The organism is uncultured Treponema sp. (assembly GCF_945873775.1).
Lineage (GTDB): Bacteria > Spirochaetota > Spirochaetia > Treponematales > Treponemataceae > Treponema_D.
On the sequence record NZ_CAMCEC010000001.1, the window covers coordinates 155,564 to 176,533 of the forward strand.

The 20,970-nt window shown below is 37.9% G+C and carries 22 protein-coding genes and 1 tRNA gene; 12 read left to right on the forward strand and 11 right to left on the reverse strand.

The window, feature by feature from the left end; genetic code table 11:
• Positions 1–35: 35 nt before the first annotated feature.
• The 7 genes from Q0N70_RS00700 to Q0N70_RS00730 form a co-directional block, all read right to left on the reverse strand.
• Positions 36–1,175 (reverse strand): ankyrin repeat domain-containing protein, encoded by a 1,140-nt coding sequence (locus tag Q0N70_RS00700; protein WP_294012275.1) that lies wholly within the window; start codon positions 1,173–1,175, stop codon positions 36–38.
• Between the two features lie 90 nt (positions 1,176–1,265).
• Complete coding sequence (locus tag Q0N70_RS00705) at positions 1,266–1,943, reverse strand: hypothetical protein (protein ID WP_294012278.1); 678 nt, start codon at positions 1,941–1,943, stop codon at positions 1,266–1,268.
• A gap of 12 nt (positions 1,944–1,955) precedes the next feature.
• On the reverse strand, positions 1,956–2,237 hold the full coding sequence (locus Q0N70_RS00710; protein WP_294012281.1) for a hypothetical protein: 282 nt from the start codon (positions 2,235–2,237) through the stop codon (positions 1,956–1,958).
• Positions 2,238–2,309: 72 nt separating this feature from the next.
• Positions 2,310–2,732 (reverse strand): hypothetical protein, encoded by a 423-nt coding sequence (locus Q0N70_RS00715; protein ID WP_294012284.1) that lies wholly within the window; start codon positions 2,730–2,732, stop codon positions 2,310–2,312.
• A gap of 209 nt (positions 2,733–2,941) precedes the next feature.
• Positions 2,942–4,150, reverse strand: coding sequence for a tetratricopeptide repeat protein (locus Q0N70_RS00720; RefSeq protein ID WP_294012287.1), 1,209 nt, complete (start codon positions 4,148–4,150; stop codon positions 2,942–2,944).
• The gene (locus tag Q0N70_RS00725) at positions 4,128–5,264 is read right to left on the reverse strand and encodes an FRG domain-containing protein (RefSeq protein ID WP_294012290.1); all 1,137 of its coding nucleotides are present in this window, start codon (positions 5,262–5,264) and stop codon (positions 4,128–4,130) included. The genes Q0N70_RS00720 and Q0N70_RS00725 overlap by 23 nt, the downstream gene beginning before the upstream one ends.
• Entirely contained in the window at positions 5,251–5,802 is a 552-nt protein-coding gene (locus Q0N70_RS00730; protein ID WP_294012293.1) for a leucine-rich repeat domain-containing protein, read from the reverse strand. Before Q0N70_RS00730 ends, Q0N70_RS00725 begins: the two co-directional genes overlap by 14 nt.
• Before the next feature lie 578 nt (positions 5,803–6,380).
• Here Q0N70_RS00730 and Q0N70_RS00735 point away from each other — a divergent pair.
• Entirely contained in the window at positions 6,381–6,695 is a 315-nt protein-coding gene (locus tag Q0N70_RS00735) for a helix-turn-helix transcriptional regulator (RefSeq protein ID WP_276779140.1), read from the forward strand.
• A gap of 19 nt (positions 6,696–6,714) precedes the next feature.
• On the opposite strand, the gene Q0N70_RS00740 is transcribed toward Q0N70_RS00735, so the two are convergent.
• Positions 6,715–7,377: an outer membrane beta-barrel protein gene (locus Q0N70_RS00740; protein WP_294012306.1), complete on the reverse strand. Its 663-nt coding sequence runs from the start codon at positions 7,375–7,377 to the stop codon at positions 6,715–6,717.
• A 189-nt stretch (positions 7,378–7,566) separates the two neighbouring features.
• Between Q0N70_RS00740 and Q0N70_RS00745 the strand changes: the two genes are divergently transcribed.
• Positions 7,567–9,951: a glycoside hydrolase family 2 TIM barrel-domain containing protein gene (locus tag Q0N70_RS00745; RefSeq protein ID WP_294012309.1), complete on the forward strand. Its 2,385-nt coding sequence runs from the start codon at positions 7,567–7,569 to the stop codon at positions 9,949–9,951.
• Between the two features lie 80 nt (positions 9,952–10,031).
• On the opposite strand, the gene add is transcribed toward Q0N70_RS00745, so the two are convergent.
• Positions 10,032–11,078, reverse strand: a complete 1,047-nt coding sequence (gene add / locus Q0N70_RS00750; RefSeq protein WP_294012312.1) for an adenosine deaminase — start codon at positions 11,076–11,078, stop codon at positions 10,032–10,034.
• Positions 11,079–11,449: 371 nt separating this feature from the next.
• Here add and Q0N70_RS00755 point away from each other — a divergent pair, with 371 nt between their 5' ends.
• Both Q0N70_RS00755 and Q0N70_RS00760 read left to right on the forward strand, forming a co-directional pair.
• Positions 11,450–11,779, forward strand: a complete 330-nt coding sequence (locus Q0N70_RS00755) for an RNA-binding protein (protein WP_294012315.1) — start codon at positions 11,450–11,452, stop codon at positions 11,777–11,779.
• A gap of 6 nt (positions 11,780–11,785) precedes the next feature.
• Complete coding sequence (locus tag Q0N70_RS00760; RefSeq protein WP_294012318.1) at positions 11,786–12,682, forward strand: M28 family peptidase; 897 nt, start codon at positions 11,786–11,788, stop codon at positions 12,680–12,682.
• Here Q0N70_RS00760 and Q0N70_RS00765 read toward each other — a convergent pair.
• Entirely contained in the window at positions 12,679–13,578 is a 900-nt protein-coding gene (locus Q0N70_RS00765) for a DMT family transporter (protein ID WP_294012321.1), read from the reverse strand. The two genes, Q0N70_RS00760 and Q0N70_RS00765, sit on opposite strands and share 4 nt — an antisense overlap.
• An 89-nt stretch (positions 13,579–13,667) precedes the next feature.
• On the opposite strand from Q0N70_RS00765, the gene Q0N70_RS00770 reads away from it, so the two are divergent.
• On the forward strand, positions 13,668–14,591 hold the full coding sequence (locus Q0N70_RS00770) for an RluA family pseudouridine synthase (RefSeq protein WP_294012324.1): 924 nt from the start codon (positions 13,668–13,670) through the stop codon (positions 14,589–14,591).
• Positions 14,592–14,595: 4 nt separating this feature from the next.
• Here the strand turns inward: Q0N70_RS00770 and rsgA are convergent, their stop codons facing one another.
• Positions 14,596–15,552 carry a ribosome small subunit-dependent GTPase A gene (gene rsgA / locus Q0N70_RS00775; protein ID WP_294012327.1) on the reverse strand — a complete coding sequence of 319 codons (957 nt, stop codon included), beginning with the start codon at positions 15,550–15,552 and terminating at the stop codon, positions 14,596–14,598.
• A gap of 139 nt (positions 15,553–15,691) precedes the next feature.
• Between rsgA and Q0N70_RS00780 the strand changes: the two genes are divergently transcribed.
• From Q0N70_RS00780 to Q0N70_RS00810, 7 genes are all read left to right on the forward strand, one after another.
• A tRNA-Lys gene (locus Q0N70_RS00780) sits at positions 15,692–15,764 on the forward strand.
• 205 nt (positions 15,765–15,969) lie between these two features.
• A complete protein-coding gene (locus tag Q0N70_RS00785; RefSeq protein WP_294012331.1) occupies positions 15,970–17,352 on the forward strand; it encodes a site-specific integrase in 1,383 nt (460 codons plus the stop codon).
• Positions 17,353–17,532: 180 nt separating this feature from the next.
• Positions 17,533–17,733 (forward strand): helix-turn-helix domain-containing protein, encoded by a 201-nt coding sequence (locus Q0N70_RS00790; protein ID WP_294012335.1) that lies wholly within the window; start codon positions 17,533–17,535, stop codon positions 17,731–17,733.
• Position 17,734: 1 nt separating this feature from the next.
• On the forward strand, positions 17,735–17,920 hold the full coding sequence (locus tag Q0N70_RS00795) for a hypothetical protein (protein ID WP_294012338.1): 186 nt from the start codon (positions 17,735–17,737) through the stop codon (positions 17,918–17,920).
• Positions 17,921–17,965: 45 nt separating this feature from the next.
• The gene (locus tag Q0N70_RS00800; protein ID WP_294012341.1) at positions 17,966–18,490 is read left to right on the forward strand and encodes a hypothetical protein; all 525 of its coding nucleotides are present in this window, start codon (positions 17,966–17,968) and stop codon (positions 18,488–18,490) included.
• A complete protein-coding gene (locus Q0N70_RS00805) occupies positions 18,487–19,698 on the forward strand; it encodes a phage terminase large subunit (RefSeq protein ID WP_294012345.1) in 1,212 nt (403 codons plus the stop codon). The genes Q0N70_RS00800 and Q0N70_RS00805 overlap by 4 nt, the downstream gene beginning before the upstream one ends.
• A gap of 63 nt (positions 19,699–19,761) precedes the next feature.
• Positions 19,762–20,970, forward strand: coding sequence for a phage portal protein (locus Q0N70_RS00810; RefSeq protein WP_294012348.1), 1,209 nt, complete (start codon positions 19,762–19,764; stop codon positions 20,968–20,970).

Below are 20,970 nucleotides of genomic sequence, written 5' to 3' on the forward strand. Positions count from 1 at the left end.
TTGCAATTTTATATTTATCATGCGCTTCGTTGCCGTTACTTTTCTGCGTCTTCTTTTTGTCCGAGGTATTTTCCAGTTGCTTCAAACAAAGCATTTTCAATTTCTTCAATTCTGAAATTCCGCTTCTGGATAAAGTCCCTGATTGTCATGTCGAATTTGCTTTTTTCATCAAAAGCGTAGCCCGCACTGAACAGCAGCTGCTCGGTCTGTTCAACTGTAAGGTTCATTCCAAGGGCAAGGAGAAAGACAGTGTTCTTTTTGGGATGATAGTTCGGATTTTTCTGGCTTCTGATTTTTGAGAAGGCTCGCTTGTCAATTCCACCCTCGCCGCCGATGCTCGTGTTCTTGTAGATAAGGCTTGGTTTTCCGCGTCCGTTCAAAGTGAACTGCGAAATAAAATATTCCAAAGTCTGGTTAAAAGTAAGCTTTGCTTCTGGAGTTTTTGAGTTAAGGCAGATGTTGTCAGTCCGTGCGCCCGCATCCCGCAGTATTTTTATTATCTCGGTATAGCGGTCGTCCTTGTTGTTCATAATTGCAAGAAGAAGAATTGAAGTGCCGCGGTTCGTGCAGTAATTCACGTCCGAACCATTTTTTATAAGAAACTCAACCATCTCCTTGTTTCTGTTGAAAACCGCAATCATAAGCGGAGTAATGCCATCATTGCCATGGCAGTTCACATCATTTTTTTCAGCGATATATTCTTTTACAGACTCTTGCGAATTCATCATTACGGCCATCATAAGAGGAGTCCAAGAATTTTGCTCTGCAAGCTTCTTAAGATTTTCAGTTCCCGCTATGTCTTCTTTTATCCGATGCATTTGTTTTTCCAGCACAGAATTAAAAGGAAGAAGCTCATCAAGCCGAACATAATAAGGGCGAGGAGAATTCTTAGTCCAGAAATTCAGGATACTTGTGCCATGGGAAAACGTCATAGAAAAACAGCAGCCAAGCTCAACCATTTTGTCTCGGACAGATTGTGCAAGCGATGAATTAAGCCTCCAGTCAGATTCTTTAACATTGCGATAACCTAGCTCGCAAAGTTTACCACAAAGAACATCGATATCATCCGTCATAAAATATTCATAGCTTTTGCCGCGGTCTTCAATGCAGACCTTAACATTTTCAAAAACAACAGGCTCTTTTTTCTTGTCAGTTTTTTCAGCATTCTCGGACATAAACTAATCTCTCTTTTCTTTTAAGTTTTGACAAATTGTACGGCAATGCAAACTAAAAAAGTCGCAAAACGGGGGACTTTTGAAAACTAATCATTCTGGAATTTTGCAGACGAGTTTTACAAGTCCTGATGTTTTCCAATTTCTATATTTAGTTGAATGAATGTTTCCCAATAAATTTGAATCAACTTTAAAACTATATGCATTCCAAAAATCTTCTTCAGTTTGACCATTGTTATAATACCAAAAACGTTTTGCAGATTTTTTTTGTAAAAGTTTGTCTTTAAATTCCCTAGGCTCAACTTCTCTGTCTCCAATTAACAACACTACTTCAGGCGGAGTTTCATTTTTATTGTAAGATGAATTTCCCGTATTTTGTATTATGTTTTTCAACATTCCAGCATCATTCATACTCTTTCTTTCGGAGCAAATAAATGAAAAACCTTTCAGCGCGGACTCAACGACATCTTTGTCATAAATTTTTATGAAATGTTCCGTCAAAAGATTTTTTACAAGCTCCTCTGAAATTTCTGTTTTTATGTTGGAAATATCATTTTTGTTTTTGGTTTCAGATTGAATAAAATCTCTTGCCTTCTCTACATCAAAATTGTTTTTATTGAAAAGCTCCATGAATTTTATTCCAAGCTCGTTGTCCTTTTCAAAAGGAATTTCAAGGCAATCATTTTTGTTGTCAGAATGATTGTAGAAATACAGATAAAGTTTTTCACAGACAAGAACACCGATTGAAAGTCTGAGATCTGTGTGACTCATGTAGTTTAAAAGTTATTTTTCAAAATCATCATTTTTTGCAAGAGAATACTGCTTCAGCTCCACAATGAATAAATCTTTACTGTCTTTTTTCAGAATTATGTCAGGAATTTCTCTGTCACTAGAGCCGATATGAAGTTTTCGATGGGAGTCGATTTCATTAAATATCTTGCTAAAGCCGAATATTTCAGAAAAGTAACTTTCCCAAATATTTTGAATTTTACATTCAGGCTGATTATAGAATTGTGAATGCTGAGATACCAACAAATTCCAATTTTTAATATAACTGCCACTCATCGCCAATCATCTCCTGTTTCTATGAGTTGAAAATATAAAATCAGTTTTTAAATAAATGAAATATTTTATAAATCAGTAATTATAAGTTACTATTCTTGATTGACTAAATCCGTATTCACTTGGAATTTCCATTCCTAGATATGGAGAATCATCAACAATTTCGCCAGAAAACGCATATCTGGAAAGCAAACTAGGACATTCAATTATTTCAGCGTCATTCTTAAAACCATTTCTTAACTGACTGTCCTCTGAAATTTTTCTCCAGCCTCTGTTGTCCATTTTGCATACTGCTACAATTTCTTTGTGGCAAACACCCAAGATGAAATCTGCCTCGTTCGCCTTTTTTACGTCATCAATCGGCCAGTATTTGCGAACACAGTCCCAACGAGATGCCCTTCCTGCAACTTTTATTCCTTTGCTCAATTTTTCGTATGATTTGTTTATACATACAAAAATCACCTTTCCATTTTTTGAATCAAAAATACCATTTGCCATATTTACCTCCGTATAAAATACATAAATATTAATTTCAATGAAACTTATAAAACAACATTGCCATAATTATTTACAAAAAATGTCCGTCCGCAAATAGAACAACGATAAACCGAACACATTTCATTTCCATAAAAACTCATGCCACTAAAAATCATAAGTCCAGGACACGGAAAATTAGTCATTGGATTGATATGTGAAATATTCATGGCTTACTCCTTTTGTGAGGTATTATTATTTTTGAAGAAATTCGGATCTTTTAAATATTGAAGAGAATAAATAGCTCCGTCATCACCTTGTTCACCAGCTTTTTCAAACCACTCAATTGCTTTGTCTATATCTTTTTCAACATGCAGACCAGTTTCATACATTTTTCCTAATTCATACTGAGCTTTATCATATCCCATTTCTGCTGATTTTTTAAGGAAACGTATGTATCTTTCAGGATTCCTCTCACCCTTAAAACCTGTAAATTCTTGAGAAAGGTAATAAAAAACAGCAGGGGAATCAATGCAATTTTCAATATCTTCTAAATCTTTGTAATCTTTTATTATGTGTAAAGCTTCATCAAAATTATAGTGCTCTGGATATAATATTTCTATATTTAGTATTTCACAATATAACTTTATTGCTTTTTTTATATTTTTCTCCACTCCATTTCCTTTTTCGTAGCATCTAGCAAGTTCCATAACTGCTGATGAATCTTTTTGCTTTGCAGCTCTTTCTAAATAGAAGAAAGCTTTTTCATAATCTTGTTGTACATTATCTCCATCTAAATATCTACTTCCAAGTTCAGACTGCGCTTCTGAATCTCCCATTTCAGCAGCAACAATAAGATATTCCAAACCTTTTTCAAAATTCATATATATTTCATCTCCATACATATATTCAACTCCAATACGTGTGTAAATTTGAGCAATCTTCAACATATAAGTCCCGTCATCAACTTCATTAAGTATTTCTAAAAAAGAAATAGCCATTGAAAAATCATTTTTAGATACAAAAAATATAGCAAGTTGTAATAAAGCTTTTTTATCACCAAATTCTGCAGCTTTGTATAAATAATCTTCTGCTTTTTTTATATTCTTTTTCACTCCAATACCATGCTCAAAACAATTGCTAAGCATAAAAAAAGCACCAGCATTATTTTGTTCAGAGGATTTTAAAAACCAGTAGAAAGCTTTATTATTATTTTTAATCACGACCACAGCATCATCAGTATCTATCCCATATCCATTTAGATATAACTTTCCAACTTCTAATTGAGCATAAGAATTTCCAGATTTAGCTAAACGCAAACTTCTTTCAAACGCATCTTCTCGAATTGATACAACCAAATCAAGCGCTTTGTCAAAAATACTACTTCCAGTTACTTTCATAAAATCTACACACCTTTTTTCATTGATTTTCAAATTTTTCATTCAAATATAACGCAATATGTTCCATTTCAGGATACATTGTGCATTCATTTATATTCATGGTATTAAGCTCTTCAAGGATTTTCTTTTTGCAGTCCGGCGGAATAAAAAACACGATGCGTTTTCCATTTTTATCAGTGTAAAAAAGACGTTTTAAGTCAAATGGATCATCTCGGAATTCTTTGTATTTGTTCTCAAGAGAATACGGTTCAACCTTGCGAAAAAGAAACTTCCACCGTTTAAAGTCCTTGAATTCGGAATGAAACTTGTTTTTACAGTTTTCCTGAATATCAGTAAAATTCGACTTTCTGCCCTCAGTCATCATCCATTTCATGAAGTCAGCAGAAGAAACATCTGATGGCTTTTCATTGCTATTCTCAATTTTTATAAGTTCATTTGCATTTACAAGAATAAACGCGCCGCTCTGATTTATTATTCTTGGATTTTCGCAAGATGTGCGGATTATAATTGAACGACGGACAATATCCTCAAAATAAATAAAATCACGAAGCCACTCTGCAGAATAGTCCTCATAAAAACGTTGTTGAAGTTTTTTATAGTCAAAATCTTGCTCCACAAGAGCGGTATTCGCAATCACCTTTGCTGTAAGACTATTCGGATATTTCAATTCGTCAGGATTCTGCTCGTAAAAAATCATGACGCATCCGTATTTAGAGTCCTGTTTTTCTATTGGAAATTTCTGTTCTTGATAACAGGCAAAAAACAAGGCGACCAGTGGATTTTCCGTAATATCCAGAAGTCTTGTATTCAATCTGTAATGCTGCATCAGAATCAACTTATCCAAAGTTGAAGGCAGAACGTTTATTTTTGAGGAAAAACGTTTGGAAAATTCATTAAATAACAAATGTTCATTTTTCATGCCATTCCGCATGATTCCTGGAATCGGAATATAATTTGAATTGTTGTGACCACGATAGAAAAAAGGATTTTCGTGAACGCCATTCAACTCACTTAGCTTTGAACAGAAGTCAGCCAAACTACGGATTTCAATTCCTTTAATATCACTTTTTAACTCGAGAGAACTTCCAGAATATTCTTTCTGCTGCCATCCATTTATACGAAAGGACAGTTCGCTTTGGAATTCAGAATTTAACATATCGAATTCCATTTTCTCTTGCATAGAGTTCCGCATCGGAGCCATCTTTTACAGCAAGCGTAAGATTTTCTGCGCCGGAAAACGCCCCGCCGCTTATTTTACATTCAGAAGAATTCAAATAGACTGCACGCAATGATGTACAGCCTTCAAATGCACCTTTTTCAATTGTTAATTTCTTCAGAGGTTTCTTCAATCCGAAAATTACAGAGTCAAGTTTTTCACACTCCTTGAAGGCATTTAATTGGATTGTAAGTTCAGACTCTTCTTTTCCTTCAAATTGGACAACTTTAAGGGATTTGCAACTTTTAAAGGCTTCTTTTTCTACGATATGCAGATTGGAAGGCAGTTTTATTTCCGAAATATCAGGTTCATTTGCAAAAGCAGATTCAGCAATTCTTCTCAATGTATCATAAATGGTCAAATCAATTTTGTTTCCTGCATGATTTTCCTTTACTTCAGAATTAAATTTTCTAATATAAAGCTTAAGCTTTTTATCATTTTCAGAAAAAACAAACTTATAATTTTCTGCATCACTCATACTCACATCCTTGATAAAAATTATATCTCACTCACTTTATCAGTTTCAATAAAAAATCTTCTGCATGGCTTCTTTTTGAGGAAACCATGCAAAACAAAAAAACTAACTTTGTTTTTTTAAGTATATAGATTTTCCATCTTTTGAAAGTATCATTGTATCACTAGAAATTTCATAAGTATAATAAATAGAAACAGGTGATGTTATATGTATAGTTTTTGTGGACTCATCATAAGTTCCTGGCTGAGCCGATCCTGCCACCAAAGAGCATATCCCATCCTCATATAAATACAGGTATACACCTCCAACTTCCCAAACAGTTCCAGCTAATGATGATGTGGAATTTTCATCACTACTGTCGCCCCCCCCCGGAACTTCCGTTGGAACAGCTAGCAACCATTACAGCAACAAGAAAAGCCGCCATAATACTTTTAAAAACTTTAATCATAAAATTCTCCTTGCGTTCCTGCATTTTCTATGCAACCACGCCGTTTTATTAGCTAATAGACTATATTTTAGCACAATTTAACCATGCGTCAAGCGTATACAAAAAGAAAAAAGTAGCTTTTAGAATATAAACAATGGATTTACAAGACACATTTATTAGCAATCTGAAAAGATTCCGCAAAGAACAGAATATGACGCAAGAAAAACTTGCGGAACTCTGCAAGACAGATACTTCCTACATCGGGCAGATTGAAACAAAGAAACGTTTTCCTTCACTTTCATTTGTTGAAAGAATCGCCGCCTCACTTAAAGTTGAGCCTTACAGACTTTATATGCCGCAAGACTCAAATAGTTCAGTTTCAGCAGAAGAACTAAAATTGATTGAATCTGAAATCCTGCGCGCATTAAAGACCGACATAAAAAAAATCGTAAAAAAGCACGGTCTGTAAAGACGCAGAATTTTCAATCCTAGAACTTCGCAGTTCCGCCGATTTTTATAAGCTGAGGATAGCCTACTTCAATATTCGCACCAAATTTTTCAGTAAAGAAATATGAAGCTCCAAGGTTTATTCCCGCATAAAAATTTGTTCCGTTTTTCTTGATTGATTCTTTTTCAGTTTTATATTTATAGCTGGAAATATAGCCATAACTATTATAAACTGGTTCGTAACTAGGCCATTTGTAATCGACTTTCCAGTTCCAGAATTCAAGTCCAACGCGAAGTCCAGCATAAACATCAAGTTTTTCTACAGGAACTTGAATATGATAATTTGCAAGCACGCCCAAGTTGATGTAATTCATCTCGCCTTTCCATTCGTAGTCAGGAACTCCATCCACTCCGAATGAAGTGGTTTCTTTCATCTTGTCCTGCGAATATCCGATGAATCCGCCGAATCCAAAAGGAAGCTCATTGATTTTTTTTGTGTACTCAACGGACGCTTCAAGATACGGAACTTTCATAGAGCCGTCATAAGGCAGCGCTTTCCAGTGCCTAGAAAATCCAATGTCGCCACGGACAATAAAATCTCCTTCCTCAATTCCAGCTCCATAGTTCTTCCAGTCAACATTCTGCGCCTGCATAAAGCACAAAACTCCCAAAAGACAAAACCCAGCAACCAATAGCTTTTTCATAAAAGCCCTCCAATAAAAATAATATAACTTCATTCTACCCCCCCCAACTTTTGTCAAGAGGAAGAAATCGATTTTTTACAAATTATAAGAACATTTTTTCATAAAAGGTCGCAAAACAAGCGACTTTTTTACAATTAAACTGGCAATTTCAACCTTGACGATAAAAATTCTTTTGAATAGACTAAAAGAATGAAAGATAGAATTTATTTTAACAACGGCTGGGAATTTTCTCCGTCATTCAATGAAAAAATGTTGGATTCAAAATACAAGGGAAAATTCGAGCAAGTAAGAATTCCACATTCGGTTTGCGAAACTCCTTTTAACGGCTTTGATGAAAGCGAATATCAAAAACTTAGCGTTTACAGAAAAATTTTTAAAACAGAAAAAGAATGGGCAGGGAAAAAAATTCTTCTTACAATAGAAGGCGCGGCTCATCAGTGCGATGTTTTTCTAAACGGAAAATTTCTTGCAAGGCACAGCTGCGGCTACACGGCTTTTACTGTTGATCTAACAGATTCACTTTTGCCGGCAGGAAGAAACAACTTGCTTGCATTAAAACTGGACAGCCGCGAGTCTTTAAACATTCCGCCGTTTGGATTTGTAATCGACTACATGACTTATGGAGGAATCTACAGAGACGTTTATCTTGATATAAAAAATCCTATTTATATAGAAGACATTTTTATAAAAACAAAGGCGAGCCATTTTGAAACAGAAATAACTTTGAATTCTTCTGACGCGGAAGGATATTCAATTGTTCAGCGAGTTGAAAGCTCAAGCTCTGTTGTGGCGCAAATAAACACAGGAGTTCCGGGAAACAAAATTCTTACTGCGGCGGACGCACAGCCGGTTCATCCGTGGACTCTTGAGCAGCCGGTTCTTTACAATCTTGTTACAGAGCTTATAAATCCAAAGGGAAAAATTGCAGACAGAAAAACTGTAAGATTCGGATTCAGGGAAATAAAATTTGATGAAACAGGATTTTATCTCAACGGAAAAAAAATAAAGCTTCGCGGACTGAACAGACATCAGTCATACCCTTACGTGGGATACGCAATGCCAAAGAACATCCAAAAAGAAGACGCTGACATTTTGAAATTCGAGCTTGGCGTAAACTACGTAAGAACTTCGCATTATCCGCAGAGCAAATATTTTATAGACAGATGCGATGAGCTTGGAATTCTTGTGTTCACGGAATTTCCGGGTTGGCAGCATATTGGAGACGATGCCTGGAAAGCACAGGCTCTGGAAAATGAAGATGAAATGATTTCGCAGTACAGAAACCATCCTTCAGTCTTTATGTGGGGTGTAAGAATAAATGAAAGCAAGGACGATGACGAATTCTACAAGGCAACAAATTTCCTTGCGCACAAAATAGATTCAACTCGTCCAACTGGCGGCGTAAGATGCATCAAGAACAGCAACTTGCTGGAAGACGTATATACTTACAACGACTTTAGCCATTCAGGTAAAAACGCCGGAAGCCTTGACAAAATCAAAGTTACAAAAAGCCACGGCGGATATTTAGTAACAGAACATTCAGGCCACATGTTCCCAACAAAATCATTCGACACTGAGCAAAGAAGAACAGAACACGCAATAAGGCACGCTACGGTTCTTGACAGCGTTGCAGGACACGATGACTGCGCAGGCTCAAGCGGCTGGTGCGCCTTCGACTACAACACTCACAAGGAATTCGGTTCCGGGGACAGAATTTGCTATCACGGCGTAATGGATATGTTCAGAAATCCAAAGCTAGCGGCGGCAGTCTATAAAAGCCAGGAAGATTTTACCGGGGATTTTATTGAAGTAAATTCCAACATGAGCATCGGAGAATACAACGAAGGACTTTTAGGCGACCTATGGATTTTTTCAAACGCTGATTCCGTAAAACTTTTTGTAAACAACATTTTTATCAAGGAATTCAAAGCATCTGATTCGCCGTTTAAAAATCTTGCGCACGGACCGATTCTTGTTGACGACATAATTGGAAATAGGCTCGTCGACGAAGACGGAATTTCTGCAAAGCACAGTGAAAAAATAAAAGAGCTAATTTTTGCAATAAAGAAATTCGGGCAGAACAATCTCCCTGCAAAGTATAAGCTGGAAGCCGCAAAACTTTTTGCAATGCGCATTATTTCAAAAGAAAAACTCATCGCGCTCTTTGGAAAGTACATAGGCAACTGGGGCGGAGAATCTTCTTCTTATAAATTTGAAGCGATTAAAAACGGCAAGACTGTAAAAACGCTCGTAAAGTCAATGTGCAAAAATGCCTCTTTAAAAGCGCAAGTCAGCCGCACAATTTTAATAGAAGAAGAAACTTACGATGTTGCAGAAGTTCATTTGCGGGCAGAAGACGAAAACGGAAATCTTCAGCCTTTTATGCAGGAAGCTGTAATTGCAGAAGCGGAAGGCGCAATTGAAATAATCGGTCCAAAAGCAGTTTCTCTTAAGGGCGGAATGTCTGGCATTTACGTAAAAACAACTGGAACTGCCGGAAGAGGAACTTTAAAGATAACCGACTGGCAAGGAAAAGAATCCAAGATTAGTTTTACTGTAAAAATTAAAAAATGACAAAAAAATTGCCGTGCATATCAACTTTGCGATTTGCACGGCAACAATATTTAAATACCAATAACAAAAATATTATTCAGTTATTTTGCTTCTGGATGTTTTTTAAACCAAGCGTCCCATGCAGAATCAACATTCTTGCAATAGTTATCTTTTTCTTCTTGAGAAATAAAAGCAGCCTTGTAGCCGTTCTTTATAATCTCTTTTATTTCATCCAAAGAGAAATTCTGATCTTTATAAATATTCCAGTATTCATCAATAAGCGAAACTTTAAAGAATGTAGGATCATCTGTATTCAGCGTAACAAAAACACCTGCATCGTAAAGTTTTTTTACAGGATGATTTTTCATATCGCCGTTGAATTCTTTTAGGATAAAAATGTTGCTTGTAGGGCAAACTTCAAGCGGAATTTTATTTTCTGCAAGATACTTCATAAAATCTGCATCCTGCGCTGCGGCGATTCCGTGGCCAAGACGTTCAGCCTTGCAAAGCTCCAAACTGTCTTTCATGGAAAAAACGCCGCAGCTTTCTCCTGCATGAGTTACAACATGAAGTCCGTTTTCTTTTGCCTTTACAAAAACATCTTTGTATTCCGCGGCAGGTCCTTTTTTTTCATCGCCCCCAAGCCCGATTCCAACTATATAAGGACTTTTTTCAGCAAGCACAAGATCCAAGTTCTTCATTGCGTTTTCCACGCCAAACGAACGGCTCACATCAACAATGAGTTTTACAGTGCGCCCGGAATTTTCTTTTATGCGCTCAATGCTTTTTTGAACAATGCTGATCATGTCATGGAAACTCCAGCCTTTCTTTAAATGAGAAGTCGGACTGAAAAAAGTTTCGCAATAGACAATATTGTTTTTATCCAAGTAGTCTTCAAAATCCTTGAACATATATTCAAAGTCATTTATGTTTGTAAAATAAGATTGAATTTTTATAAAGGAAGAAAGAAAGCCCGTCAAATCATCGTATTCAAAAAGAGAGTTGAATTCCTCATCTGACATATCCTGATTAAAATTACGCTTATAAACTTTCTTTACGGTTTCCCTGCTTAAAACAGCCTCCTCATGAACATGGAGCTCGGCTTTTGGAATACTTTCCAGCAAATCATAAAATTCTTCTTTCTTCATGTAAAAGATATTATAACACAGAATGTTAAAAATCAACAGGATAAATTTATCAAAGGCAGGGCAAACGCATTATAAATAATTTAAGTAAAGTTTGCGGGAAGGAACGGTTCCCGGGGCAAAAACACTCTGATTGTTGCGACCGCGTGAGCGGGCAATTCTATAGTTGCTTTGCAACAATCAGCGTGCAGCGCATTATTGCGCGGTTTTGAACCAGGAAACCGTGCATGGCAGCCAGTTTTGTGCTGAATACATTTATAATGCGTTTGGTCCGTTTATCAAAGGCAATTTTACTTGACAGCGCATTTTTTCCATAGTATTTTAATATTGCATGATTCCTTGCCAAGGCTTTGTGAATCTGCAAGGAATTATTTATGTCAAAAAGACTTTACGTTGGAAACTTGAGCTATGCAACAACACAAGATACATTGAGTTCATTGTTTTCTGCTTACGGAAATGTTGTTTCTGCAACAATTATTATTGACCGCGACACAAACCAGTCAAAAGGTTTCGGCTTTGTTGAAATGGAAAATTCTGCGGAAACAGACAAGGCAATTGCCGAGCTTGCAGGAAAAGAAGTTGACGGACGCAAAATCCGCGTAAACTATGCAGAAGAAAAAAAGCCTCGTGAACGTTCAGGATTTTCAAGAGACGGCGGAAGAAGATTCGGTTCAAACGATCGCCGCAGAAACGGAGACTACTAGAATAACATGGGATTCCTTCCGAATGAGTTTTCAGAATATCTAGCTCAAGACTGCAACCGGGCGGACTTTATACAGGAATGGCTTGAAAGCCGCGGTGTAAATTCCAACCGAGTTGTAATAGACGGAAAGAATCATATTTTAGTTCAGTTCGCTCCTTCAAGCTACAATCCCCAGTTTAAAATAAAAACTGTAATTGCCCACCATGACAGAGTTCCAGAAAGTCCCGGTGCAAACGACAACAGCGCGGCAGACTGGCAGCTCATGAACTGGGCAGTGTGGCTTAAAAATTATCCTTCGTTCCATAATGTAAGAATTTTTTTTACAGACGGAGAAGAGCTTGGCTGGACTGTAACAAACCAAGGCGCATTTGGAATTGCAAAAACTTTTCAGCGTCTTGGAATTACAAACGATGATGTTTATGTTTTTGATGCTTGCGGACGCGGTGAAATTCCAATTCTTTCAAAAAGCGGATTAAGTTCCCTTGCTTCTGCAAAATTCAAATCGCAGTTCAATGACCTTTACACAAGAACACAGAATATTTTAAAGCGCGCCACAGACGGCAGATGGATGACGCTTCCTGTTCCGTATAGCGACAACGCATCTTTTCTTGCCTGCGGAATTCCAGCAGTCGCAATCACACTTTTGCCAGCAGAAGAAGCTTCTCTTTATGCAAGAAAAATCAACAGCGACAAATCTCTTGAAGATGCGGTAATGAACAGAGAATCTTCAAAGCAAAAACGTCTTAAAGAAAACATTCCAGACTTTTCATACAAAGAGCACCTGCCCTACACTTGGCGGCTTTTCCACACACAGAATGACAATATAGACTCGCTGACTCCTGCAAGCTTTAAGGTAATGGAATCAATTTTAAAATCCCTTGCAGAAAGCAAAACTCCCTGTTAATTTTCGGCCTGAGTTTTAGCCGCATTTTTTGAATTGTAAATAAAAACAAGAACTGCAGTTCCGATTATAATAAAATATCCTGCAATGCTAAAAATGTCTGGAACCTGCCCAAGAAAAATAAATCCAAGAATTCCCGCAAAAACAATATTCGAATAATCATAAATTGAAATTTTTGAAGCCGGCGCATTGAAGTAAGCGTTTGTCATTCCGAACTGACCGCAAGCAGCTCCAATTCCTGCGCAAAGCAAAATCAGAACTTGAGGCAAACTCATAGGCGCATGGAAAAAGAAAACAAAAGGAACTGCAAGCAAGCTCGAAAAAAGCGAAAAGAACACAATTATAAAATCGCCGCAAACATTGTACGAATGAAGTTTTCTTACAAAGCAAGACGCAAAGCCAGCTCCCATTCCGCCGACAAAAGCAAACAATGCAGGAAAAACTTTTACAAAATCAAATGTAGGTTTAATTACAAAAAGCGAGCCTGCAAAAACAACAATCAATGAAAATGCCGAAACAAAATTTGGTTTTTCACCAAGAATAAAAATGCTTGCAACCACCGCAAAGAATGGAGACATTTTATTCAGCATGGCGGCATCAGAAATATTCATAAAACCCAAAGCATAAAAGTTTCCAAAAATCCCAAGAGAGCCGACAGCCGATCTTAAAAGCAAAAATTTCCAAGCTTCACGCGGAACATAAAGAACCGACTTGTCTTTTTTAGCCTTCATGCACAAAGTTGAAAAAGCAACAAAAAACGCAATGAGATTTCTAAAAAGAGTTTTTTGAACAAAAGGAAGATTTCCCGCCAAACGCACGCAAAGTCCCATTACAGCAAATCCAAATGCGGAAAATAAAATCCAGCAAACTCCAAGCTTTAAATTTTCTTGCTTTTCCATATCCGAAGATTATAAAACCTTGCATTTTTTTTGTAAATTAAAAACCGGCGGAAATTGAATTTATTCAAAATGCAGTTTATTATAAAATGATGATTGAAAAAATTTGGACAGCAAACAAAAAAGAAACCCTAAATGAATTTTTAAGGCAAAAAATTCCAGAGCTTCTTGAAGGTGAAATTTCCAACAGCAAAATCCGGCGCTTAATTGTTTCCGGCGCAGCTTACATAAATTCCAAGCAATGCAGAATTCCTTCGTTTAAAATAAATTCTGGAAGCACAATAAAAGTTTTAATTGACAAAGATAAATTCTTTTTTGAAAAGCAGCCCGAAGACGCAGACTTTGAACTTACAGAAAACGATGTGCTTTTTGAAGATGAATATTTAATCGCAATAAACAAGCCGCCTTTTCTTCCGACTGAACAGACAATTACAGGCCAAAGAAAAAATGCCCACGACTGCACAGTAGAATATTTGTGGAAAAAAAATCCTTCGCTTAGAAATCCGCCTTACGTTGGAATAATGCACAGGCTAGACAGAGAAACAAGCGGAATTCTTTTGTTCACAAAGAGCCGGAGCGTAAACAAAGACATTTCTGAAATGTTTAAAAACCGCGGAATAAAAAAAATTTACAGAGCGGTTTGCACAGGAAAAATTCCTGAACAAAAAGAATTCACAGTTGAAAATTTTATTGCGCGAATTTCACCAAAGAGCTCGGCTTGCAAAATGGGAATTGTTCCAGAATCAAAAGGCGGACTTTTTGCAAAAACTGACTTTAAAATAATTTCAGAAAAAAATGGTTTTATTCAAATTGACTGCCAGCTGCACACAGGGCGGACTCACCAAATAAGAGTTCAGCTTTCAAGCTTGAATCTTCCAATTGCAGGCGATGAACTTTACGGCGGAATAAAGTCAGACAGAATAAAACTTCATGCAAGGAAAATGGAATTCGTGTATCCAGTTTCAAAAGAAAAAATTACAATTGAATCAGAAATTCCAAAAGACTTTTTCAGCTGAAAAATTAGTCGCCCCAAACACCAGTTTTTAATTCTTCAAAAGTTTTTTTCCAGCTTTCGTAGCGCGCCTTTGAAATTTTTCCTTCTTCAACAGCTTTGCAAATTGCGCAGCCTTTTTCTTTTATATGTGAACAGCTCATTCCAAAACTGCACTTTCCAATAAATGGGAAAAATTCTTTGTAATAAAGCGCAAGATTTTCCGCAGAAATTCCATGCAGCAAAAAAGTTTTTACGCCCGGAGTATCGATTATATTTGCAACTGCATCTTTTCTTCCGCCCATTAGAGCTTCATTCAACTGAAGATGAATCAAAGTTCCTTTTGTTGTCGTGTGAGTTCCCTTGCCGTATTTTTTAGAAAGACTGCCAGTTTTTAAAACAACATTGTTGTCAAGAACATTTATTATAGAGCTTTTTCCAACGCCGCTTTTTCCAACAAAGGCGCAAGTTTTATTTTCAATGAAATTTGCAAGCTCCTCGATTCCTTCTCCAGTTTTTGCGCTTGAGCGGATTACCTTGTAGCCCATTTCTTCCCAGTTCAAAAGCCTCTCTTTGAATTCGTCCGTCTGTGGAAGCTCGTATTTATTGCAGACAATCACTGGAGTTATTTTTTGAAAATCAGCCTGGACAAGAGCACGGTCAATAAAACGCGGCTTAAACGGAGGCTCGTCTGGAGTTGTAACAATCAGAAGATAATCCAAGTTCGAAGCAAGAACCTGAGGCTGCCTTTTTTTTACATTCCAGCGGACAAATTCATTTTTCCGGGGAACAAGATTTTTTATAAGACCTTTTTCTTCTTCAAGGGAATCATCGTCAAGCACAACAATGTCTCCCGGCGCAAGCGGATTGTAATAGCCTTTTCCGTCCTTTAAGATTTTTCCTTTTAAAGAACATTCACGGATAAAGCCGTCATCGCATTCAACCTGAAAAACATTTTTACTTCCGTCTAAAACAAGTCCATTCATATAACTAATAAAAGTAAAAAAGAAAACTCGAACTGTGTCAAGGGGAAAATTTTGTTAGAATTATTTTGAAAAAACGATAAAATGCTCTTGACCAAATTTGTTTTAGAGTATATGATACTAATCACGTTGAAAAACGGATGGGCTACTAGCTCAGTAGGTAGAGCAACGCCCTTTTAAGGCGTGGGTCACTGGTTCGAATCCAGTGTAGCTCAGAAAAAGGACTTCTGGTATCAGAAGTCCTTTCTTTTTGTTTAAATGCAAATAATACAATAACTTAGGTAAGTTTTACCTAAAATTTTAGTGAACCTTCCTTTGTCGGAACGGTAGCTAAAACTGCCAAATCTAACAAAAAACGCCCCTATTGGATAGTAAACTGGACAGTTCATTGGATAGTAGCGTTGGACAGTGAGGTGTTTTATGCAGCCGTTCTATCTCGCTAAAAACTCAAGTGGGTATTACAAAGTTTGTTTTGTAAATACTGAAACCGGTAAAGTAACCAACACAAAAAGCACTCATTCTAAAAACAAGTTTGAAGCTAATATGATTGCTTCTTCCTGGGTTACTAAAGGTGCTCCTGAAAAACGTACTTCTCCCAGCCGTGCTTTTAATTTGCAACAGGCTGATTCTTCGAGTATTGATCTTAATTCTGTTGCGCAACGATTGACCCGCGAAGAAGCCTCTTTGCTTATTGATTTACTTAATAAGCGTTTTAATTTTGTTTCTTCTGCTGATTGCTTAAATACGATTCCTAATAATTCTGTAAATCTTGTTCCAAATGTTCAATCTGCAAACGCAGAAAAAGTTTCTGATTCGACAAAGCCTATTTTTCTGATTGAAACCCTTAGTAATTTCTGGGATTTTGAAAATTCGGAGTATGTAAAAAAGCGTATTGCGCGCGGTTATGATATTAAGCAGAGAAACTGCAAGGAAAAGCTTGGAATTGTAAAACGCTATTGGGCAAAGTATTTTGATGCTGACAGGACTGTGCAGAGTTTGACTTCGCGAGAATTGGATGACTTTTTGATGTACCTGCGTATTGAAAAGAATCTTAGTGCTGACACTGTTAATAAAACAATGACTGCCGGAAACATGGCTTTTGAGTTTTTGATTAAAGAGGGGCTTATTACTTCTAACCCACTTACGAGTGTTGAACGCTTTAAGGTAAATGCTAAGAAACGTGGAATACCAACAGAAACTGAAATGAAAAAGCTGATGGAGCTTAATTGGGATTGGACTGACAGTGTGAACAAACTTGCCTTTAAGGTTGCTGCTTTGTTTGGACTTCGTGCTGGTGAGATTAGTGGTTTACAGGTTTGCGATATAGACGCAAATGCAGATTTGCTTTACATACGTCACAGCTGGAATGATACGGACAAACTGAAAGACACAAAAAACGGTGATGACAGAATTATTCCGATTGAACATGGTGTTGCACTTGAACTCCTTATGAATGCAAGACGGAATCCGGATTATTCAGATACGAGCTTTGTTTTCTGGTCTCCAAAGGTTGCGGGACAGCCTATGTGGCCTAGCAGTTTCGAAGATGATTTTTATATTGCGATGCAGAAGATTGGCATAAGCGAAGAACAGAGAAAAGAGCGCAATATTGTATTCCACAGCCTGCGACATTACTGTGCTACACAGATTGCTCAGAGAGCAAGCCTTGAAATTGCGATGAAGATTCTTGGTCACAGAACTGAAGAAATGACACGTCTTTATTCAGAACATGAAACTCAGATGAAACTGAATAATGCAAAAGAGGTTCTTGCTCAAGGCTGGAATGTTTTGATTGCGGCATAAGTTTTGTGCCTTCAAAAGTATGATAATTTGACAATGTTTACATTTTGTTTATGTTTTATTAGGAAACATATTCAGAATGTAAACAACTATAAACACAATGTAAACGCTTGTTGGTTTTAATATAGAGCCATAGCAGATTGATGAGTCTGCTGTGGCTTTTTTAGTTTAACGAGGTGCTTTATGGCAGAAGAACAAAAAAAAGATGAAAACATGGAATTACTTTCGATTGAGGAAGCTGCTGCATATCTTCGTTTCAGCACTACATATCTTTACAAGCTTGCTCGTGCGAATGAGATTCCGCATATGAATTTTGGACGTCATATTCTTTTTAGAAAAGCTGATTTATATGCTTGGGTCGGATCTAAGATTCAGGGGGCTTAAGATGGATTACCGAATTTCTAAAGCTGCGAAGGCTGCTTCTGAATACATTATTCAAAAAGCTTCTGAGAAAAAATTTGGCGATATTACCGTAAGGGTAAGTTTGAAGGATGGCGTTCCGGTAAAGATTGAGAAGACTTACTGTGAATATTATGTTGAGCGCAAGTCTGAAAGAATTGTCGAAAAATAATTTTTTCTGACTTTTGAAATTGAATCAGGCAAGGAGGATTTTTAGGTGGGCGGTCAGGACACTGTAATACCTACTAACAGTGAACTGGAAAAAACAGAACCTTTTAAGTCTTGGGAGATACGTTTACCAGAAGAGCCTCCCAAGGCTTTTAAGGCTTTCTGTTTGTTTCGTGCTATGGGTTACAAGCGGAGCATTAAGGCTTGTATTGAATTGAACGGAATTGAGCCTAAGAAATATGGTTCTTGGGCTCGATATGCACGGCTTTATCGGTGGAATGAGAGGGCTGCTGCCTATGATGAATATATTGCAAAGGAGACAGAAAGAGAGCTTGTAGCAGAACGGGTTGAGCGCCGCAAAAGACAGATGGAGATGTTGAACGGCTTTGACGAGCTTGTAGCAAAACGCCTTAAAACTCTTGAGCCTGAAAAGCTGGATGCAGATGGCGCAATGGATTTGCTTGAGCGTTCCGTAAAGTTGGATTCGTTTATTGCGGGTGCAGACAAAGAAAACAATAAGCCTGTACAAGGCGAGCTTGCAATTACTTTTGCTGATTCCTTTAAGGACTTATGAGAGAGCTTTTTAAGCCGACGGCGGTTCAGAAAAAAGCTTTAAAGCTGCTTAGTTCTTCTGCGAAACACGTTCTGCTTTTTGGCGGTTCGCGTTCTGGAAAAACTACTGTGCTTGTAATGGCGATTATTTTCCGTGCCTGTCGTTATCCTGGAAGCAGACACCTTATTTGTCGTTACAGAGCTAAAGATGCCAGAAGTTCTGTTTTGCATGAGACTTTGCTTCCGTGGCTTAACAAGACGATTGGAGCGAACAATTACAAAGCCAATGTACACGACGGTTTGATTACCTTGTGGAACGGCTCAGAGATTTGGATTGGCGGCTTGGGCGACAAGGAACAGGTAGACCGCATTCTTGGTCATGAGTATGTGACTATCTATTTCAACGAAGTAAGTCAGATTTCTTATTCTGCAATTACTACTGCCTACTCGCGACTAGCGATGAAAGTTGAAGGCTGCAAGAATAAGTTTTTTTATGACTGCAATCCTTGTTCGCCTATGCACTGGGCTTACAAGGTGTTTATTCGAAAGATTGAACCGAGAACGGATGAAAAGCTTTTGAAGCCTGAACTTTATGCTTCTGAAGTTTTGAACCCGATGGATAACGCTGAAAATCTGGATGAAGACTACATAACAGATATTCTGGACAACATGCCGGAAAAACAGCGTGCGAGATTCCGCGACGGTCTTTGGGTAAAACCAGAGGGCTCGGTTTATGAAAAGTTTGAAGAATCTATGATTCTTCCACGCGAGAAATTGCCAGAAGAGTTTGACCGTTTTACAGGTGGTCAGGATTTTGGACTTCATATTGCAGCTGTTAAGGTTGGCTGGGTTGGAGAGACGGTTTATGTTGTTGCTGATTTTGGCGGTTTTAACATTACAACTAAAACCTCTGTCGAGCAGCAGCAGGCAAAGAACTGGTATGACGACTGCTTTGTGACTTACTGCGACCCTGCAGGCGGTGAAAGAATTCAGGAAGTACCGGGAGGCGTAAAAGCAAACAACTCTGTGGATGCTGGAATTGATTACATAATTGCAAAGATTGAGCGCGGACAGTTTTTTGTTTGCAAAGACTGTACCGGAGTTCTTGGGGAGATTTGGGATTACTCTCGTGATGAGAATAATCAGATTGTAAAAGTTAATGACCACTACATGGATGCGATGAGGTACGCAATATTCTCTGCTGCTTCCAGTGGTGTTGTTATGGCATAAAAGCGCGTTTGAATGTGTACGTTACGTGCATAGTCAAATAATAAGGGAGTACCGATAATATAAATGGGACTTTTTAAGAAGAGGAACCAGAAAGAAAAAAAGTTACGAAGCTTTTCTGAGATAAACAGTGAAACTGTTGCGGACGACTTTTCAGTACCTGAAAAGAAAGCCTGTACAGATCCTTATCTTCAGCACGCGTGGGTATCGGTATGTATTGATATTTTAACTCGAAACGTAGCGCGTGCTGAATTCGAAATAAAGAAAAACGGTAAAACAGAAAATGATTCCAAACTGGCTAAGCTCTTTATGTACCCGAATAAAAGTTTGTGCCGGTTTGATTTATGGAAACAAACCTGTGCTTGGTGGTGCCTCGATGGGGAGTCGTTCTGGTGGTTCGGCGAGGACTACTGCTGCGGTATACCGGATGAAATTTATATTCTGAATCCGAGAAACATGCAGCACGTTGTTGAAGGCGGAAAGATTACCAAGTGGGTTTATACAGATAGTGCTACAGGCAAACCGGTCATAATTCTTCCTGACGAGCTTATTCATTTTAAGGACTGGAATCCGTGGAATGAATATCGTGGGGTAAGCCCTTTGGTAAGCTTGGGTCTTGAAGTCGAACAAGATTTGCTCGCCGCCAAGCAGAATTCAGGACTTTTAAAAGAAGGTGGGGTTCCAAAGGGACTTTTAAAAACAGACCAGATTCTCACTGAGACAGAAGCAGAAATCCTTGCTCGTACCTGGGACTCAAAATACGGCCACGGGATGAAGAACCGCGTGGCTGTACTGGGTAAAGGTACAGAATACCAGCCTCTTACGTTCAGCCCCGACGTTCTGAAACTTTACGATATGAAACAATGGAACCTCTATACACTGTTAGCGAAATTCGGCATCCCACCGAGAGTTGCAAATATTCAGGATTCCAAGTCTTCTTTGAGCGGCACCGATACGGATTCACAGCATCGGGCGTTCTGGAATTTTACGCTTATTCCGCTTTTGAGAAACTACGAACAGATTCTCGAAGTTCAGTTTTTTCGCCGGTTTAATCTATCTCAAACTGGTGAGTTCAACCTTAACAATATACCTGAGTTGCAGGAATCTGAGGATGCCCAGAGTAACCGGGATATTGCAGAAATCAACGCCGGACTTAAGACAATCAATGACGTTTTAAGAGAACGGGGCGCGAAAGAAAAGTCCTGGGGTGATAACTGGTGGAAGCCCAATAACGTTTCGGCCTTTGGTTCTGATGAAAATAATGAGGGTAATTAA

Coding starts and splice junctions, on each gene's coding strand:
- Q0N70_RS00700 (WP_294012275.1), bottom strand. CDS start 1,175: ATGTCCGAGAATGCTGAAAAAACTGACAAGAAAAAAGAGCCTGTTGTT.
- Q0N70_RS00705 (WP_294012278.1), bottom strand. CDS start 1,943: ATGAGTCACACAGATCTCAGACTTTCAATCGGTGTTCTTGTCTGTGAA.
- Q0N70_RS00710 (WP_294012281.1), bottom strand. CDS start 2,237: ATGAGTGGCAGTTATATTAAAAATTGGAATTTGTTGGTATCTCAGCAT.
- Q0N70_RS00715 (WP_294012284.1), bottom strand. CDS start 2,732: ATGGCAAATGGTATTTTTGATTCAAAAAATGGAAAGGTGATTTTTGTA.
- Q0N70_RS00720 (WP_294012287.1), bottom strand. CDS start 4,150: ATGAAAAATTTGAAAATCAATGAAAAAAGGTGTGTAGATTTTATGAAA.
- Q0N70_RS00725 (WP_294012290.1), bottom strand. CDS start 5,264: ATGTTAAATTCTGAATTCCAAAGCGAACTGTCCTTTCGTATAAATGGA.
- Q0N70_RS00730 (WP_294012293.1), bottom strand. CDS start 5,802: ATGAGTGATGCAGAAAATTATAAGTTTGTTTTTTCTGAAAATGATAAA.
- Q0N70_RS00735 (WP_276779140.1), top strand. CDS start 6,381: ATGGATTTACAAGACACATTTATTAGCAATCTGAAAAGATTCCGCAAA.
- Q0N70_RS00740 (WP_294012306.1), bottom strand. CDS start 7,377: ATGAAAAAGCTATTGGTTGCTGGGTTTTGTCTTTTGGGAGTTTTGTGC.
- Q0N70_RS00745 (WP_294012309.1), top strand. CDS start 7,567: ATGAAAGATAGAATTTATTTTAACAACGGCTGGGAATTTTCTCCGTCA.
- add (WP_294012312.1), bottom strand. CDS start 11,078: ATGAAGAAAGAAGAATTTTATGATTTGCTGGAAAGTATTCCAAAAGCC.
- Q0N70_RS00755 (WP_294012315.1), top strand. CDS start 11,450: ATGTCAAAAAGACTTTACGTTGGAAACTTGAGCTATGCAACAACACAA.
- Q0N70_RS00760 (WP_294012318.1), top strand. CDS start 11,786: ATGGGATTCCTTCCGAATGAGTTTTCAGAATATCTAGCTCAAGACTGC.
- Q0N70_RS00765 (WP_294012321.1), bottom strand. CDS start 13,578: ATGGAAAAGCAAGAAAATTTAAAGCTTGGAGTTTGCTGGATTTTATTT.
- Q0N70_RS00770 (WP_294012324.1), top strand. CDS start 13,668: ATGATTGAAAAAATTTGGACAGCAAACAAAAAAGAAACCCTAAATGAA.
- rsgA (WP_294012327.1), bottom strand. CDS start 15,552: ATGAATGGACTTGTTTTAGACGGAAGTAAAAATGTTTTTCAGGTTGAA.
- Q0N70_RS00785 (WP_294012331.1), top strand. CDS start 15,970: ATGCAGCCGTTCTATCTCGCTAAAAACTCAAGTGGGTATTACAAAGTT.
- Q0N70_RS00790 (WP_294012335.1), top strand. CDS start 17,533: ATGGCAGAAGAACAAAAAAAAGATGAAAACATGGAATTACTTTCGATT.
- Q0N70_RS00795 (WP_294012338.1), top strand. CDS start 17,735: ATGGATTACCGAATTTCTAAAGCTGCGAAGGCTGCTTCTGAATACATT.
- Q0N70_RS00805 (WP_294012345.1), top strand. CDS start 18,487: ATGAGAGAGCTTTTTAAGCCGACGGCGGTTCAGAAAAAAGCTTTAAAG.
- Q0N70_RS00810 (WP_294012348.1), top strand. CDS start 19,762: ATGGGACTTTTTAAGAAGAGGAACCAGAAAGAAAAAAAGTTACGAAGC.